Annotated in this window: 13 protein-coding genes; 7 read left to right on the top strand and 6 right to left on the bottom strand. The window is 73.8% G+C overall.

The annotated features are described in order from the left end of the window. Positions 1-5: 5 nt before the first annotated feature. The 3 genes from F4556_RS05505 to F4556_RS05495 are packed head-to-tail and all read left to right on the top strand — an operon-like array spanning position 6 to position 3240. Positions 6-1409 (top strand): lipopolysaccharide biosynthesis protein, encoded by a 1404-nt coding sequence (locus tag F4556_RS05505; protein WP_184912074.1) that lies wholly within the window; start codon positions 6-8, stop codon positions 1407-1409. Continuing rightward, positions 1409-2431 carry a glycosyltransferase family 2 protein gene (locus F4556_RS05500; RefSeq protein WP_184912072.1) on the top strand — a complete coding sequence of 341 codons (1023 nt, stop codon included), beginning with the start codon at positions 1409-1411 and terminating at the stop codon, positions 2429-2431. Before F4556_RS05505 ends, F4556_RS05500 begins: the two co-directional genes overlap by 1 nt. Beyond that, entirely contained in the window at positions 2428-3240 is an 813-nt protein-coding gene (locus F4556_RS05495; RefSeq protein WP_184912070.1) for a polysaccharide deacetylase family protein, read from the top strand. Before F4556_RS05500 ends, F4556_RS05495 begins: the two co-directional genes overlap by 4 nt. A 22-nt stretch (positions 3241-3262) precedes the next feature. Here F4556_RS05495 and F4556_RS05490 read toward each other — a convergent pair whose 3' ends face one another. Genes F4556_RS05490 through F4556_RS05480 form a run of 3 tightly spaced genes read right to left on the bottom strand, consistent with a single transcriptional unit; the run spans position 3263 to position 7503 of the window. Next, positions 3263-4453, bottom strand: coding sequence for a glycoside hydrolase family 16 protein (locus tag F4556_RS05490; protein ID WP_184912068.1), 1191 nt, complete (start codon positions 4451-4453; stop codon positions 3263-3265). A gap of 13 nt (positions 4454-4466) precedes the next feature. After that, positions 4467-6260 (bottom strand): glycosyltransferase, encoded by a 1794-nt coding sequence (locus F4556_RS05485; protein WP_184912066.1) that lies wholly within the window; start codon positions 6258-6260, stop codon positions 4467-4469. A gap of 25 nt (positions 6261-6285) precedes the next feature. Next, complete coding sequence (locus F4556_RS05480) at positions 6286-7503, bottom strand: NAD(P)-binding domain-containing protein (RefSeq protein ID WP_313068169.1); 1218 nt, start codon at positions 7501-7503, stop codon at positions 6286-6288. A gap of 247 nt (positions 7504-7750) precedes the next feature. Between F4556_RS05480 and F4556_RS05475 the strand changes: the two genes are divergently transcribed. Beyond that, a complete protein-coding gene (locus tag F4556_RS05475; protein WP_184912064.1) occupies positions 7751-8965 on the top strand; it encodes a carboxylate--amine ligase in 1215 nt (404 codons plus the stop codon). On the opposite strand, the gene F4556_RS05470 is transcribed toward F4556_RS05475, so the two are convergent. Beyond that, the gene (locus F4556_RS05470) at positions 8962-9591 is read right to left on the bottom strand and encodes a GTP cyclohydrolase II (RefSeq protein ID WP_184912062.1); all 630 of its coding nucleotides are present in this window, start codon (positions 9589-9591) and stop codon (positions 8962-8964) included. The genes F4556_RS05475 and F4556_RS05470 overlap by 4 nt on opposite strands. A 159-nt stretch (positions 9592-9750) precedes the next feature. Here F4556_RS05470 and F4556_RS05465 point away from each other — a divergent pair, with 159 nt between their 5' ends. Both F4556_RS05465 and F4556_RS05460 read left to right on the top strand, forming a co-directional pair. Beyond that, positions 9751-10659, top strand: a complete 909-nt coding sequence (locus F4556_RS05465) for an NADP-dependent oxidoreductase (RefSeq protein WP_184912061.1) — start codon at positions 9751-9753, stop codon at positions 10657-10659. Between the two features lie 13 nt (positions 10660-10672). Beyond that, positions 10673-11437, top strand: coding sequence for a VOC family protein (locus F4556_RS05460; RefSeq protein ID WP_184912059.1), 765 nt, complete (start codon positions 10673-10675; stop codon positions 11435-11437). Here F4556_RS05460 and lnt read toward each other — a convergent pair. After that, complete coding sequence (lnt, locus tag F4556_RS05455) at positions 11413-12954, bottom strand: apolipoprotein N-acyltransferase (RefSeq protein ID WP_184912057.1); 1542 nt, start codon at positions 12952-12954, stop codon at positions 11413-11415. The two genes, F4556_RS05460 and lnt, sit on opposite strands and share 25 nt — an antisense overlap. Positions 12955-13164: 210 nt before the next feature. On the opposite strand from lnt, the gene F4556_RS05450 reads away from it, so the two are divergent. Further along, positions 13165-14499 (top strand): glycoside hydrolase family 18 protein, encoded by a 1335-nt coding sequence (locus F4556_RS05450; protein ID WP_184912055.1) that lies wholly within the window; start codon positions 13165-13167, stop codon positions 14497-14499. Positions 14500-14569: 70 nt separating this feature from the next. Here F4556_RS05450 and F4556_RS05445 read toward each other — a convergent pair whose 3' ends face one another. Beyond that, a complete protein-coding gene (locus F4556_RS05445; RefSeq protein WP_184912053.1) occupies positions 14570-16762 on the bottom strand; it encodes a hypothetical protein in 2193 nt (730 codons plus the stop codon). Between the last annotated feature and the right edge of the window lie 29 nt (positions 16763-16791).

Below are 16791 nucleotides of genomic sequence, written 5' to 3'. Positions count from 1 at the left end.
GTGCGATGGCCGGCGTCGTCACCAAGACCGACACGATCGGCTGCGGCTGCCCGCTGCCGCTGCCCTGCCAGTGTTCGTACCCGACGTTGCTCAGGGCCAGGCTCAGGGCCGCCCTCGCGGCCGAACCGCTGCTGCACAACGGCCATGTGCTGACCGCCAGTTCACTGCTGACGGCCGGCCTCGGCGCGTTCTTCTGGCTGCTCGCCACCGCCTGGTACAGCCCCGAGACGGTCGGCCGCAGCTACGCTGCGCTGTCCGCCGCCGCGCTGCTCTCCGGGATCGGCCAGTTCAACCTCGGCGACGTGCTGATGCGCTTCGTCCCCACCGCCGGGCGGCACACCCGGCGGATGCTGCTGGGCTGTTACGCCGTCAGTTCGGTGGCCAGCGTGCTCGCCGCGGTGGCCTTCCTGCTGCTGGTCCCGGTGCTCGCGCCCGGTCTGGACTTCCTGCGGGACCCGGCGGTGGCCGTCGCCTTCGTCGCCGCCAGCGCCGGGTACACCCTGTTCGTGCTCCAGGACGGCGCGCTCACCGGGCTGCGCAGGCCCGGCTGGGTGCTCGGCGAGAACACCCTGTTCGCGGTCGCCAAGGCCGTGCTGCTGGTCGGCTTCGCCGTCCTGGCGCTCGACTCCGGCATCCTGCTGGCCTGGAGCGCCGCGCTGCTGCTCTCGCTGGTGGTCACCAACGGCTACCTGTTCGCGCGGGCCGTCCCCGCGCACGCCAGGGCCGACCGGGACGGCGTGCCGCCGGCCCGGCTGGTGCGGTACGCCGCCGCGGACTACGTCGGCGCGCTGCTCAGGACCGCCGCCTACAGCCTGATGCCGCTGCTGGTGCTCGGACAGCTGGGCGCCGACCAGAACGCCTACTTCTCGCTGGCCTGGGTGATCGCCTACACCTGCTACCTGGCCACCCTCAACATGGGCAGCTCGCTGATCGTCGAGGCCGCCCACACCCCCGAACGGCTGGCCGAGCACGGGCGCCGGGTGCTCCGGCACGCCGCGCTGCTGGTCGGCACCGGCGTCCTGCTGCTGGTGGTCACCGCCCCCTGGGTGCTGGCCGCCTTCGGCCCGGAGTACGCCGAGCACGGCACCACCCTGCTGCGGCTGCTGGCCCTCTCCGCCCTGCCCAACCTGGTGCTCGGCGTCGCCATCGACGTCTGCCGGGCCCGGCGGGCGATGGGGTGGGTGATGGGACTGCAGGCCGCGCTGCTGGTGGTGGTGCTGGCGCTCACCGTCTGGTGGATCCCGCTGTTCGGCCTGACCGGGGTCGGGCTGGCCTGGCTGATCGGGGAGAGCGTGCTGGCACTGCCGCTGCTGCTCACCCTGCCGCGCTGGCTGCCCCGGCGGGCCGTCCCGGGCGGTGTCGTACCCCGGCAGCCGGTCGCCCCGGTGACGAAGGGAAGGCGAGTGTGATGACCGACCGACTCGACCCGGCCCGCCCGGAGGCCAGTGCACAACTGACGGGGCATCGGCCCACGCTGAGCGTGGTGGTCTGCTCGTACACGATGGCCCGCTGGACCGATCTGGTCGCCGCCGTCCGCTCGCTGCAGCGCCAGCACAGCCCCGCCGACGAAGTGCTGCTGGTGGTCGACCACTGCCCCGAACTGGCCGTCCGCGCGGCCGGGGTGCTGGCCGGCATCCGGGTGGTGGTGAACCGGGAGCAGGCCGGACTGTCCGGCGCCCGGAACACCGGGGTGGGGCTGGCCCGCGGCGAGGTGGTGGCCTTCCTGGACGACGACGCCATCGCCGACCGGGACTGGACCGAACGGCTGCTGGCCGGGTACCAGGACCCCCGGGTGCTCGGCGTCGGCGGCCTGGTTCGGCCGCGCTGGGAGAGCGGCCGACCCGGCTGGTTCCCGCCCGAGTTCGACTGGGTGGTCGGCTGCTCCTACCGGGGCATGCCCGAACAGCCCGCCCGGGTAAGGAACTTCATCGGCGCCAACATGTCCTTCCGGCGGGCCGAACTCATCGCGGCCGGCGGCTTCCGCCCCGACCTCGGCCGGATCGGCAACCGGCCGCTCGGCTGCGAGGAGACCGAGCTGTGCATCCGGCTGGCCGCCGGCCGGCCGGAGGCCGAACTGCGCTACGAACCGGCGGCCGGCGTCAGCCACCGGGTCCCCGAAGGACGTGCCAACTGGGCGTACTTCCGGGCCCGTTGCTATGCCGAGGGGCTGTCCAAGGCGGCGGTCGCCCGGCACACCGGGCGCGGCCCCGCGCTGGCCAGCGAACGCCGCTACCTGCGCAGCACGGTGCCGCGCGGGATGGTCAGGGCGATCCGCCCCGGTGGCGGCGGCCCGCTCGAACTCGCCGCCCTCGCCCTGGGCGTGGCCGCCACGCTGACCGGCTACGCCACCGGACGGCTCCGCGGGCCCGGCGGACCGGGGCGGCTGGTCGGCCCGGTCCGCCGGGCCAGGGATCCCGGGGGTGCGCCATGACAGCCGTCCCGGTGTTCCTCTACCACTCGGTGTCGGACGACCCGCCGCCCTGGATCGCGCCGTTCGCCGTCACCCCGCGCGCCTTCGCCGAGCAGCTGGACCGGATCGCCGACGCCGGTCGCACCATCGTCCCGCTGCACCGCCTGGTGGCGGCGATCCGCGGCGGCCCGGCGCTGCCCGCCTCCTCGGCGGTGCTCACCTTCGACGACGGTTTCGCCGACTTCTACTGGACGGTGGCCCAGCTGCTGACCGAACGCGGCCTGCCCGCCACGCTGTTCGTCACCACGGGGGCGATCCACCCGCCGGGCGGAGTGGCGGCCGGCAGCCTGCTGCCCCCGGCCCCGATGCTGAGCTGGCGTCAGGTGGTCACGCTGGACGCCTGTGGCGTGGAGATCGGTGCGCACACCCGGACCCACCCGCAGCTGGACACCCTGCCGAGCCGCTGGCTGGCCAGCGAGCTCGTCGGCTGCCGGCAGGAGCTGGAGGACGTGATCGGCCACCCGGTGACCTCCTTCGCCTACCCGCACGGCTACTCCAGCGCCACCGTCCGGCGCCAGGTCGCCCAGGCCGGGTTCAGCTCCGCCTGCGCGGTGGTGAACGCCTTCAGCTCGGGCAACGACGAGCCGCTGCGGATCGCCCGGCTGATGGTGCGGGCCGACACCACGGCCGAGAAGTTCCGGAGCTGGACCCGGGGGGAGGGCGCCCCGGTGGCGCCGCTGCCGGAGCACCTGCGGACCAAGGGCTGGCGGCTCTACCGCCGGGCCAGGGCGGCCGTCGGCAGCCCGGTCGGCGGGCCGCCGGAGATCTGACGCGGACTCGGCTTTCTCGGCCTCAGTGCTGCCAGACCCGTACCCAGTCCACCTGCAGCCGGGCGGTGTCCACACCGTCCGGCGGAGCCTTGGGGTAGCCGACCGCCAGGTTGAGCAGCACCTCCATCGGCTGGTCCGGGATCCTGCCCGGGTCGGTCTCCCGGTGGCGGGCCACCCCGTCGATGTACCAGGTGAGCGAGTCGCGTTCCCAGGCCAGCCCGAAGACGTGGAAGCCGGCCGGGTAGTCGGCCGGGCCGACGTACTCCGACTGGTGCTGGTCGGAGCCGTCCTGGCCCCGCCAGTGCACGGTGAGCTGGGCGGTGTTGGCGTTGGTGGGGCCGAGGAACTCGACCACGTCCAGTTCGGGCGGGGTGGTGCGGGTGGCGGGCATCAGCCAGAAGGCCGGGAACATGCCCGCCTCCGCCGGGATCCGGATCGAGGCGGCGAAGTAGCCCCGGGTGAAGGTGGCCCGGGGCTGGGCGTTCCAGCTGTCCCGGCCGGTGCTGACCATGCCCGAGGTCCACGGGTAGTGCCGGTCGTCGCTGCCGTCGGTGGCACGCCGCTCGGCGGTCAGGGTCAGCAGGCCGCCCGCGACCGCGGCCTGGGACGGCAGGTACCACTCCAGCTCCCGGTTGCCCCGGTTGGTGCAGCCCCGGTCGTTCCAGTCGTAGCAGGTGGCCCAGTGGCCGCGGTCCAGCCGGGCGCCGTCGAACTCGTCCTGGAAGACCAGCTGCCAGGGCCCGGGCGCGGCCGGTGAGCCGCCGTCGGCCGGACCGCTGGCCTGGGACGGTACGCCGGGAGTGTTCCACACCTCCTGGCCGGTGCCGCTGCCCGCGTTGCAGGCGGTCACCAGCATCAGCGCGGCCAGCGCCGGGCGGCCGAACGGCGGCCTGGCCAGGACGGCCAGCGTGGTCAGCACGGCGAGCAGCAGCACCGCCCGGGCGGGGGTGAACCAGCCGCCCACGAAGAGCGCCACCGCGAGCAGCGTCTCGACGGCGAGGCCGAGCGCCACCGCCCGGACCGCCGTGGCGAGGAAGCCGCGACCCGCCCGGGGCGGGCCGGTCAGCGCCAGGCCGGGGCCGACCAGCAGGTAGGCCAAGGTGACGGGCAGCCGGACCGGCGTCGGCAGGGCCAGCGCACCGAGCGCGGCCCAGCCGGAGGCGGCGAGCAGCAGCGGGACGGTCAGCTTCGGGGAGAAGAACTTCGGTGCCATCGGTGACACCTCCTCAGGCCGCGTGCGGGACGAAGCGGTAGACCACCGCGTCGTCGTTGCGGAAGACCACGGTGAACCGGGGCGCCCCGTCCAGCGCGCTGCCGAGCCGGGCCACCGTGTCGGCGGGCAGCACGCCGGTCAGGTAGCACTCGGCGGCCTGACCCCGGTTCAGGATCAGGTACGCGGGCGTGCCGGCCTCGGCGAACGAGGTGGCCAGCACCAGCCCGGCGATCGGGTCGGCGAGCAGCAGCCGCTGGGTCTCCCGGCTCTCCTGGGTGAGCTGGACGCGCGGGTGCAGGTCGTACCGGTCCACGCCGCCCGGCACGTTGCCGGTGACCGAGACGATCACCGCACCGGCCGGGGCGAGCGCGATCATCCGCCGGGCGGCGGTGACCTCGCCGGGGGTGAAGTAGTTCATGTTCTCCTTGCTGTAGTAGCCGAAGAACAGGCCGCCCAGCAGGGCCAGCGCCACCGCCACCGAGGTCACCGAGCGCAGTCCGGGCAGCCGCCCCGCGCGCAGCAGGGCGGCGATCAGGAAGGCGCAGGCGGGCAGCGCGAACAGGTAGACCCGGAAGATCATCTCGCCGCCGTAGCTGTTCGCGACCAGCAGCGGCATCGGCGCCACCGCCAGCAGCGGCAGGCCGGTCCGGCGGACCCAGGGCTGCCGCCAGACCGCCGCCGCCGCGAGCAGGATCACCGTCGCGGACAGCCCCCGGTCCACCCAGGCCACCACCACCTGGCCGGGCGCGGCGGCGCCCAGACCGGCCAGCCCGGAGACGATGTTGCCCTCCGGGGAGGTCAGCCCGGCCACGAAGTCGGACAGGTTCGCGGAGAGGAAGGGCCGGGCCACGGTGGCGTACCAGACACCGGTGAGCACCAGCAGCCCGGCCAGCGCGGGCAGCACCGCCCGCCGGTTGCGGCGGGGCAGCGCCAGGGCGGTCAGCGCGCACAGCAGCATCAGTGGGGTGAGCTGGTGCGAGACCACGATCGCGGCCTCCAGCAGCAGGATCGCCAGCAGCCGGCCGAAGCTCGGCGCGGCCCGGGCCGGGGTCAGCGAGGGCCGGGCGCCGCCGCGCGGACCGGTGCCGCCGTTCGGGAGCTGACCGGCCACCAGCGCCAGCACCGTGATGAACAGCAGGAAGGCGAAGGCCTGCGGCGCGAAGTAGTCCTGGCCGACCCAGGCGCAGCAGTAGTAGATCCAGAGCGCGCCCCAGACCAGCCGCCGGTCGGTGGTGAAGGTCCGGTAGAGCAGCAGCAGCGGCGCCAGCAGCAGCGCGTTGGTGGCGGCCGGGGCCCAGGCGGCGTAGCCGAGCGCCGACTCGGTGCCGGTGACCCGCAGGTACAGCCCGTTCAGCACGAAGAAGCCGGGCCACTGGTTGTAGATGTCGAAGCCACCGGGGTGCGGCACCGGGCCGTCGTTGCGGATCATCGCGTCCAGGACGGCGATGTGCTTCCAGGCCCACGAGTACCGCAGGGTCGGGTAGAGCAGGCTCGGGGTGGCGTGGATCATCCCGATCAGCCCGAGCAGATACGCCGTCAGCCAGCCGGTACGGACCCGGTGGTCACGCAGTGCCAGCCAGAAGCCGGCGGTCAGCAGCACCACGGCGGCCCAGTACAGCGGCGGCAGCACCTGGAGCAGCCCCAGGTCGTTCATCGCGGCCAGGTCGACCGACCGTAGCGAGAGCAGCCAGCACAGCAGGGCCACCGGTAGCAGCAGGTACGGCGCGAGCGTCCCGGCCCGTCGGCGGCCGGCCGGCCGGCCGTCGGCGTCCTCCCCGGTGCCGGGGCCGGCCGCGGTGGCTAGCACGGGGGCTCCTGGGGCCGCGGCCGGATCACCGGCCGGCCTCGGCGACGGCGGCGCTGATCCGGCGGGCGGCGAAGCCGGTGCCGCAGACGAACCGCATCAGCGGGCCGAAGGTGGCGGCCGAGGCCAGCCCGGTGAAGTACAGGCCGGGCACCGAGGACTGGAAGCTGTCGTCCAGCCTGGGCGCGCCCTCGATCCGGCGCAGCCCGCGCCGCAGGTCGGGCCCGAGCAGGCCCAGCCGGTCGAGGTCCACCCGGTAGCCGGTGGCGGCCAGCACGTGGTCGGCGTCCAGCAGCTCGGTGCCGCCGCCGGGCCGCTGCAGGGCCAGCCTGACCTGCCCGGCGGACTCCTGGACGGAGCCCAGCCGGTGGCCGGTGAGCAGCCGGAACCGGCCCTCCACCCGGTCCCGCAGCCACCAGGCGCCGGACGGCCCCAGCACGGTGCGGACCAGGTGCAGCCTGGTCCGGTCCGGCAGGTGCCGGAAGACGACGGGCGCGCGGCTGAACGCGAACAGCGACCAGCCGGGCCCGAGCGGTGAACCCGGTTTGGTCAGCCGGACGGTCAGCGCCCGGTCGGTGCTGCGGTCGCTCTCCGGTGGGGTGCCGAACAGCAGCGTGTCGGCCCGGGCCACCACGGTCGGTTCGGCCCCGGCCTCGTGCAGCAGGGCCGCGCTCTCCAGCGCGGACTGCCCGGCGCCCAGCACCGCCACCCGCTGCCCGGCGAACCGGGCCAGGTCCCGGTGCTCGGAGGAGTGCGAGGCCAGACCCGCCTCGGCGAGCGACGTCAACTCCCGGGGCAGGTGCGGGAACGCGCCCAGGCCGGTGGCCAGCACCACCTGACGGCTGGTGAACTCCTCGCCGTCGGCCAGCGTGACCCGGAAGCCGGCCCGTACGGTGTCGATCCGCCGCACCGTGGTCTGCTCCAGCGCGGGCACGCAGCGCTCCTGGAACCAGAGGCCGTACCGGATGAACTCCCCGATCGGGACGGGGTAGAGGTCGCCGCCGGTGATCCGGCCGTCGAAGAGCCGGAAGTCGTCCAGCCGGTGCTGCGCGGTGGGGTCCGCGATGGACGAGGCGGAGGGCGTGGACTTGAGGTACATCCCGGTCGGCATCCGGTCCCGCCAGCTCTCCATCGGCCGGCCGAACACCCGCAACGGCACCTGGCAGTCCCGCAGATGGGCGGCGGTGGCCAGGCCGTACGGGCCCGCCCCGATCACGGCGACCGGGATCGTGCCTGCGGCACTCACGGCGACCCCGCCGATCCGGTTCGGCAGACCGCCAACAGACGGTCGGTCAACATCCGGCTGGTCAACATCCGGCGCCCTCCTCGAACGGAGCACCCCTCAACCAAGGGTGCACCCGTGCGGCCGACCCGGACACCCCCCATTCGGGTCACCGTCGGTGCCCGCTGCGTGCTCGTCCCCGGCTGCGGTGGCCCGATCGGCTTTCGGGGGCGGAGAATTGTCCCGCCCACCAACTGCCGGAGGGTCTGACATGCCGCAAGCCCGGATCGAGCCGGACCGTGCGACCCCCGCCCTGCTGGTGAAGATCGGGCACTACCCGCAGCACCACGGTGGCGTCGGGGTGATCCGCACCCTCGGCCGACTGGGTGTCCCGGTCTACGCCATGGTCGAGGACCGCTGGACCCCCGCCGCGCTCTCCCGCTACCTGACCGGTGCCTTCGTCCGCCGCACCGACGGTTCGGAGGCGCCGGCCGACCTGCTGGCCGGGCTGCTGGAGATCGGCGCCGCGATCGGCCGTCCGAGCGTGCCGGTGGCCACCGACGACGAGGCGGCCCTGCTGCTCGCCGAGCACGCCGAGGCGCTCTCCCGGTACTTCCTGCTCCCGCCGGTGCCGTCCGGGCTGCCCCGGCGGCTGGCCAGCAAGGCCGGGCTGTTCGAGATCTGCCGCCGGTACGGTGTGCCGAGTCCGGCGGCCTGGGTGCCGCAGGGGTACCCGGAGCTGTTGGCGGTGGGTCGTGAACACGGCTACCCGCTGGTGCTGAAGAACCTGGAGGCGTGGACCAGGCTGCGGGCTCCGGCGGTCCGGCACACCACGGTGGTGCACGACGAGGCCGAGCTGCGGGCCGCCTGCCCGCCGGGTCCGGTGCCCTCGGTGCTGGTGCAGGAGTACCTGCCGCCGGAGCAGGCCGAGGACTGGATCACCCACCTGTACTGCGGACTCGACGGCGCCGGGCCGGTGGTCTTCACCGGCCGCAAACTCCGCTCCTGGCCGCCGGGCGCCGGGGTCACCACCCGGGCGCAGTCGCTGCCCAATCGCGAACTCGCGGCGCTGGCAGCCGAGTTCTGCGGCCGGATCGGCTACCACGGGGTGGCCGACCTGGACTGGCGGCTGGACCGGCGGGACGGGCGGTACAAGCTGGTCGACTTCAACCCGCGCACCGGGGCGCAGTTCCGGCTGTTCCAGAGCGCCGACGGGGTGGACGTGGTGCGGGCCCTGCACCTGGGCCTGACCGGTCGTCCGATCCCGGCGGGCCCCCAGCTGGTCCGCAGCTTCGGGGTCGGTCAGCTGGACCTGCCGTCCGCCGTGGTCACCTCCTGGCGGGAGCGCCGGCTGCCGCAGGACGTCCTGCCCCGGGCCGGCACCGAGCGGGGCTGGCTCTGCCGGGACGATCCGTTGCCCGCGCTCGGTGAGACCGTCCGGTTCACCGGCACGGTGGCGGAGCGGCTGCGCAGAGCGGTGTCCTAGCCGACCAGCTCGGTGAGGGCGATGGCGTGGTTGGTGTGCTCGACCTTGGCGCGCAGGTAGCGGACGTTGCTGGCGGAGACGTGCACGCCGGTCGGGACCCGCTCGGTCACCTCGATGTCGAGGGCGGCCAGCTGGGCGGCCTTGTCGGGGTTGTTGCTGAGCAGCCGGATGCCGGTGGCGCCGAGGGTGCGGAGCATCTGGGCGGCGGCGGTGTAGTCGCGGCCGTCCTCGGGGAGACCGAGGGCGGTGTTGGCGGCGTAGGTGTCGAGGCCCTGGTCCTGGAGCTGGTAGGCGTCGAGCTTGTTGTAGAGGCCGATGCCGCGGCCCTCCTGGCGGAGGTAGAGGAGGTAGCCGCCGGTCTCGGCGATCCGCTCGACGGCCTCGCGCAGCTGCGGGCCGCAGTCGCAGCGGGCCGAGCCGAACACGTCGCCGGTGAGGCACTCGGAGTGCAGGCGCACCAGGGGCGCTCCGGGGCCGGGCTCGCCGAGGCGGAGGGCCAGGTGTTCGGCGCCGTCGGTGAGGCCGTGGAAGGTGAAGACCTGGGCGAGGACCTGGTAGCCGTCCGGGAATACCAGCGGGATCTGGACGTTCGACCGTACCGTCGCCGGGCTCAGCTGATCCGTCATGCCGGACCTCCTTCGGGCTGTTTCGCTCGACCGTACACCGTTGTTCCAATTTGAACAACATGCTTCCGGGGAGCCCCGTTCGGCGCAGCATCCCCAGCCGCCCCGGGCCCGCCGCCCGCAAGCTGGTGGAGCCAGGCGGGCCCCGAGCGAAGGAAGAACATGTCCAAGGCATTCGGATTCGTGGCGTACGGCGGGCCGGAGACCCAGGAGTTCCTGGACCGGCCCGTACCCGTCCCAGGGCCGGGCCAGGTGCTGATCGCCGTGCACGCGGCCGGGGTCAACCCGGCGGACTGGAAGGTCAGGCAGGGCCTGTTCGGCACCGCGGAGCCGACTCCCCGGGTGCTCGGGCTGGAGGCGGCCGGGGTGGTCCAGGTGCTGGGGGAGGGGGTGGTCGGCCTGGTGATCGGTGACCCGGTGTTCGGGCCGACCCGGGGCGGGGCGTTCGCCGAGCACACGCTGCTCGAGGCGGCCAACGCCGCCAAGGTGCCCGACGACGTGTCCTTCACCCAGGCCGCCACTCTGTCGGTGGCCACCGCCACCGCGTACGACGCCGTCGAGCAGCTGGCCCTGACGCCCGGTCAGGTGCTGCTGGTGCTCGGCGTCGCGGGCGGGGTCGGCAGCGCGGCCGCGCAGATCGCGGCGGCCCGGGGCATCAAGGTGCTCGGCACCGCGAGCGACCAGGCCAGGGAGTACGTGGCGAGCCTCGGCGCGACCCAGATCGCGTACGGCGAGGGCGTGGCCGGGCGGGTGAAGGCGGCCGCGCCGGACGGTGTGGACGGCATCCTCGACCTGGTCGGCGGCGAGGACGCCCGGGTGGCCTCGACCACGCTGCGTGCCGGTGGCCGGCTGGTCTCCACCGCCGACCGGGTCACCGTCGTGGGACTGGGCGGCGAGTACGTGAAGCGCCGGTACAGCGGGGAGGTGCTGACCGCGCTGGCGGCGCTGGTCGCCAACGGCGGCCTGGATCCGCGGATCTCCGAGACCTTCACGCTGGACCACGCCGCCGAGGCGATGCTCGCGGTCGAGTCCGGCCACGCGCGCGGCAAGTGCGTCATCGAGATCCGCTGAGCGGGGACCCGGGATGAGGATCACCGAGAGCACCCCCGGCGCCCCTTGCTGGGCCGAGCACGGCAGCGCTGATCCGCGGGCGGCGCAGGCGTTCTACGGCGAGCTGTTCGGCTGGCGGCCCGAGCCCGATCCGCGCGCGGAGGCGGGCGGCTACACCGTGATGGTGCTGGGGGAGGACCCGGTGGCCGCGGTCTCCCCGCTGGCCGCACCCGAGCGGCCGACGGCCTGGACGGTGGTGCTGGCCACCGCCGACGCCGACGCCACGGCGGCGACGGCGAAGGCCGCCGGGGGAGCGACGTTGACGGCGCCCGTCGACGTCTTCGACGAGGGCCGCTTCGCGCTGCTGGCCGATCCGGCGGGCGCGGCCTTCTCGGTCTGGCAGCCCGGGGCCTTCCGGGGCGCCGCGCTGATCGGCGACCCGGGCTCGCTGGGCTGGATCGAGCTGGCCACCCGGGACGTGCCGGGCGCGCTGGAGTTCTACCCCCGGCTGTTCGGCTGGAGCGTCAGCCCCGGCGAGTCGTACACCCAGTGGGGTCTGGACGGCCGGGACTTCGGCGGCGTGCTGGACATGGGCGAGCAGTTCCCGGCCGACCTGCCGCCGTACTGGATGCCGTACTTCGCGGTCGCCGACGTGGACCTGTCGGCGGCCCGCGCGGTGGGGCTGGGCGCCGAGGCGGTGCTGCCGCCGACCGACGTGCCGGACGGGCCCAGGCTCGCGGTGCTCCGGGACCCGCTCGGTGCGGTGTTCGGGATCTACCTGGCCGACGCCTCGGGCTGACGTTCGGTCAGCTCTGCTCCGGGCGCCCGGCGGCGGCGCAGCTCCCCTGCGGCGGCGGCCAGCGTGACGGCCGCCGCCGTGTACGGGACCCAGTCGCCGAGCCGCAGGTACCAGGTCTCGGCGCCCGGCTCGGCCAGCGGCAGCGTGACGGTCAGCGCCCCGCTGCCGCCGGTGCCGAGGGAGGCCAGCCGCCGGCCCTGCCGGTCGTACGCCACCGACTCGCCGGTCAGCGCCGCCTGGACCACCGGGCGGCCGGTCTCGGCGGCCCGCAGCGCGCCCAGCGAGGCGTGCTGCTGCGGCGCCCAGGAGGACTGGAAGGTCGAGGTGGCGGACTGGAAGACGATCATCCGGGCGCCGTCGGCCGCCGCCACCCTGGACAGGTCGGGGAAGGTCGACTCGAAGCAGATCAGGGCGCCGAAGGGAAGCGGCCGGCCCGCGCGGTCGGTGCTGTGCAGAAGATGGAAGCCGGCGCCGGGCGCCCGGTTCTCGCCCGCCGCCTTGCTGACGCCGGTGAGCCAGCCGAGCACCGGGCGGAGCGGGACGTACTCGCCGAACGGGACCAGCCGGATCTTGCGGTAGCGCTCGGTGATCCCGGCCGGGGTGACCAGCACGGCGTCCTTGGAGATCTTCCCGTCCGCCTTGCGGGCGTCCTCGCCGACCAGCAGCGGGGCGCCGGTGGCGGTGGCCAGCCGCCGCAGGCCGGCCAGTGTGACGGGGTCGCGGTCCAGGTCAGCGGTGGTGCTGCTCTCGCCCCAGACCACCAGGTCGAGCGGCCGCCCGGCCAGCGCGGCGGTGATCCGCTCGCCTTCGGCCAGCCGCTCCTCGGGCCCAGGGGTCTGGCCGGGCTGAACCAGTGCGACGGTCGCGGTGTCGCTCGGGCCCGGGGCCCGCTGGGTGGCGAACAGCAGCGGCCCGGTCAGCAGGGCCGCGGTCACCGCCGCCGCGGCGAGCGCCCGGACCGGGAGCCGACGGCCCGTCAGCAGGATCAGCACCCCCACGTTGGCGGCCACCACCGCGGCGCTCACCAGCCAGGCTCCGCCCACCGAGGCCAGCCCGAGCACCGCCGGGTGCTCCCACTGGCTCGCCCCGAGCAGCGCCCACGGCCCGCCCAGCGCGTGCCAGGACCGGACGAACTCGGTGCTCACCCAGACCGACGGCACCACCAGCAGGGCGAGCGCCGCCCGGCCCGGGGTGACCGGCGGGTGCAGCAGCCGGTGCACGGCCAGGCCGACCGCCCCCTGCAGCGCCCCGAAGACCACCGCGAGCGCGAGCAGCCCGGGCCCGATCGACGGCACCAGCCAGTACATCGCGGTCAGGATGAACCCGGCCCCGAACCACCACCCCCGGACGGTGGCCTCCCGGGCGGTCGCGGCCCGCCGCATCAACTCCAGCCCTGGCACCAGCGCCACCCACGCCAGCCACCCCAACCCGGCTGCCGGGAAGGTCAGTACGGGCAGGGCCCCGGCCGCCGACGAGGCGTACCGGGCGGGTCGGCGGAGCGACGCGGGCAGCTTCATGACCCAACGCTAGCGCTCGGCCGGTGGACTGCCAGGTCGACGGGCCGCAGGTCGGGGCGGGTCCCGGGCGGTGGTTTCTGACGATTCGTCAACGGCTGTGCCGCGGACGAGTGTTTTGCAGAGTGGACGACCTGTTGACGCCACTGGTTCAGACCAATATTTTCCAGGGCAGCGGAGCTCCGCGCAGTTCTCACACAGGAACGAGAACCCATGCCTCACAGATCCACGACCAAGCTGACCGTCGGCGCGGCCGTCGCGGCCCTCGGTCTGCTCGTCTCGCTCGCGCCCGCCGCCGTCGCGGCCCCGGCTGAGGGCGGGCACGCCGGTTCGCACGCCTACAAGCGGATCGGCTACTTCACCCAGTGGGGTATCTACGGCCGGAACTTCCAGGTCAAGGACCTGGCGACGAGCGGCACGGCGGCCAGGCTCAGCCACATCAACTACGCGTTCGGCGCGATCGGTTCGGACGGCAAGTGCCTGGTGGGCAACGTGCCCGGGGCCGACCCGTGGGCCGACTACGTGCGTCCGGTCGACGCGGCCAACTCGGTGGACGGCGTCGCCGACACCGCCGAGCAGCGGCTGGCGGGCAACTTCAACCAGCTGCGTGAGCTGAAGGCCGCCAACCCCGGCCTCAAGGTCATGATCTCGCTGGGCGGTTGGAGCGGATCGGCGCACTTCTCCGACTCGGTGCGCACCGCCGCCTCCCGCCAGGCGCTGGTCGCCTCCTGCATCGACGTCTACCTCAAGGGCAACCTGCCGGTGGACGGCGCCCGGGGCGGGGCCGGCGCGGCCGCCGGGGTCTTCGACGGCGTGGACCTGGACTGGGAGTGGCCCGGCTCCGAGGGTGCGCCCGGCAACGGCATCCGCCCCGAGGACAAGCAGAACTTCACCAAGCTGGTGCACGAGTTCCGCACCCAGCTGGACGCCTACGGCAAGTCGCTGCCGCAGTGGAAGCACTTCGACCTGAGCGCCTACGCGCCCACCAACCCGGCGAAGATCGACGCGGGATTCGAGGTCAGCAAGATCACCAAGGACTTCGACTTCGTCAACCTGCAGGGCTACGACTTCCACGTCTCCGGTGAAAAGACCACCGCCCAGCAGTCCGCGCTGTTCGCCAAGCGCGACGACTTCAGCGTCGACCAGACCGTCAACGCCTGGCTGCACCGCGGTGCCCCGGCGCGGAAGCTGGTGGTCGGCATGCCGTTCTACGGCCAGGGCTGGACCGGCGTCACCGGTGGTGGCGACGGCCTCGGCCAGCCGGCCACCGGACCGGCCCCGGCCACCTGGGTGGCGGGCACCGAGGACTACAAGGCGCTGAAGAAGCTCGCCGACTCCGGCAGCTACAAGATCTACCGCAACTTCGGCAGCGCCTGGCTGTTCGACGGCAGCACGCTGTGGACGTACGACGACCCGACGGTGCTGCGCACCAAGGCCGCCTACGTCCGCTACCAGGGCCTCGGCGGCGCGATGGTCTGGGCACTGGACGGGGACACCGCGGACGGCGAGCTGTTCGCCGCCATCGATCAGGGGCTCAACCGGCGCTGACTGCCGGTGAGTTGAAACCCCCGTGGGGGCGCCTGCCGGCCGGCAGGCGCCCCCACGCGGTTCGGCCGGGTCAGCTCGCGTAGCAGTAGCGGTTGCTGAGCGGCACGTTGTCGAAGCGGACGGTGCGCCAGGCGGTGGCCGGGATGGCACCCCAGAAGATGTTCACCCGGACGACCAGGCAGCCGCCCCGGTTATAGGCGTCCCGGGTGTTGTTCATCGCGGTGTTGTAGTAGAAGGCGATCGCGATGCCGCAGGCGCCGATGGCGACCGGGTGCACGAGCCGGGAGCAGATGAGGCCGCTGGCCGTGGCGACGGTCCAGCCGTTCCGGTCGAACTGGTCCTTGATCCAGCGGGTGCTGGCCTTGGTGAAGTACCAGGAGCAGGTGATGATCCCGCAGTTGCGGTGCACGGCCGGGTCGGCGACCACCGGGAAGCTCGGGGCGACGGTGGCGCCGGAGACGGTGACCGGGGTGAGGTCGATGTTCAGGGTGAGGATGTTGTCCTGCACGGTGTAACTGGTGGGCCAGGTGCGGCCGGCCGCGTCCCGGGCCCAGGGCTTCTGGATCCGGCCGATCTCCTCCAGCAGCACGGTCGGGTCGGTGTCGCCGACGTGCTCCCGGACGATCAGCGCGCTGCCGTCGAGCTCGTCCACGGCCAGGTGGGTGTCGGCGGGCAGGGTGACCGGGAAGGCGTAACTGGTTGGCGCGGCAGAGCTGTTGAGGTGGGCGAAGGTGCGGAAGCCGCCGTCGGCGGTGGGCTGGACGCCGACCGAGTAGCTGCTGCTGGTGCCGCTGTACAGGACGGTGCCCGCGGCGGTGCGGGAGGCCGTGCCGGTGGCGGGGAGGCCGAAGGTGGCGGTGGCGCCGGTGGCGGTGGTCAGGGTGACACCCTGCTGCGGGTCGCGGGGGATCTGGACGGTGGTGGTGCCGGAGTCGTCGGTCTTCGAGGTGACGGCGATGTACTGCGCGTCCGAGGTGGTCTCGGTGCTCAGGTCGGCGGTGCCGGTGATGTTCTCGATCGCCTCGCCGGGCGTGGCGGGCGTGGGGAAGACCCGCTCCACCAGCTCGGCGTAGGAGTGCACGTCCACCCAGACGGTGACCGGGGTGGTGCCGGTGTTGCGCAGGCTGATCCTGCCGTCGGTGCCGAGCTTGGCCAGCGCGAAGCCGGTGTTCTCGATGCCCGGGAGGTAGTTGACGGTGCTTCCGGCCGGGGCCGTTCCGCCGGAGGGGTAGACCTGGACGGCGCCCGCGGCGTCGGCGCCGAAGGCGGTGACGCTCGCGCCCACGGCGGTGCTGTTCAGGACCGGGACGCCGGAGACGCCCCGGGGGTCGACGGTCTTCACGCCGTTGGCCGGGATGACCAGCTTCTCCGCGATCCGGACCGGGTTGACCGGGTGGAGGCCGGAGCGCTGGGCGGTGGCCGTGGAGTCGGTGAAGTAGCCGGCCACGTCCACCGCGACCTCGACGCCGTTCCAGGCGAGGTTGTGGATGTTCACCGTGCCGTTGGTGCCGATCTTGGCGATGGTGAAGTTCTGCTGGACGGCGTCCTTGGCGTAGTCGAGGGTCGCGTCGGCGGGCCAGCCCTCACCGGCGGGGTAGACCCGGATGGTGCCGGTGCCGGCGCTCTTCACGGTGAGCGTGAGGGCCACGGCCTGCACGCCGGTGGCGGGCACACCGCCGAGGCCGAGCGGCTTGAGTTCGAGGTTGCCGCCCGCGCCGACGGTGGTCGGGGTGAGGATCCGCTGCGGGGCCAGCGGGACGTACGACAGGCCCTGGCCCGCGCCCTGCTGGAGGGTGTAGCCGTGCACGTCCAGGAAGATCCGGGCCTTGCCGGTGCCCTGGTTGATCAGCTTGATCTTCCCGTCCGTGCCGACCTTGGTGATCAGCGCGGTGGCGGCGTAGTGCGTCTTGTCGTAGCTGACGGCACCGGTGTCCGGCTCGACCTCACCGGAGGGGTGGACCACCACCCGGCCGAGGTCGGCGCCGCCCTTGGCCGCCACGTTCACCGTCACCGTGGAGAGGCCGGCGGGCAGTCCGGAGGCGCCGGAGACCTGCACCGAGAGCGCGGCACCCGGTTCCACCTCGACGTCGCTCAGCAGGCGGACCCTGGTCGCGGTGTACCCGCCACCGGTCTCGGCCGATGCGGCGGTGGACGCGGTCACAGTGGTGGTGGGAGCCGCCGCTGCCGATGGGACGGTGCCCGTGGCGGCGGTCAGCAGTGCCAGGGCGGAAAAGACGGTCAGGACGGTGCGACGCAGGCGCATGACGTTCCCCGTTTTCGCTGGAGACCGGC

It is taken from the genome of Kitasatospora gansuensis, assembly GCF_014203705.1.
Classification (GTDB): domain Bacteria; phylum Actinomycetota; class Actinomycetes; order Streptomycetales; family Streptomycetaceae; genus Kitasatospora; species Kitasatospora gansuensis.
Note: the sequence above shows the minus strand (reverse complement) of the source record. Positions and strands in the feature narration are given on the sequence as shown.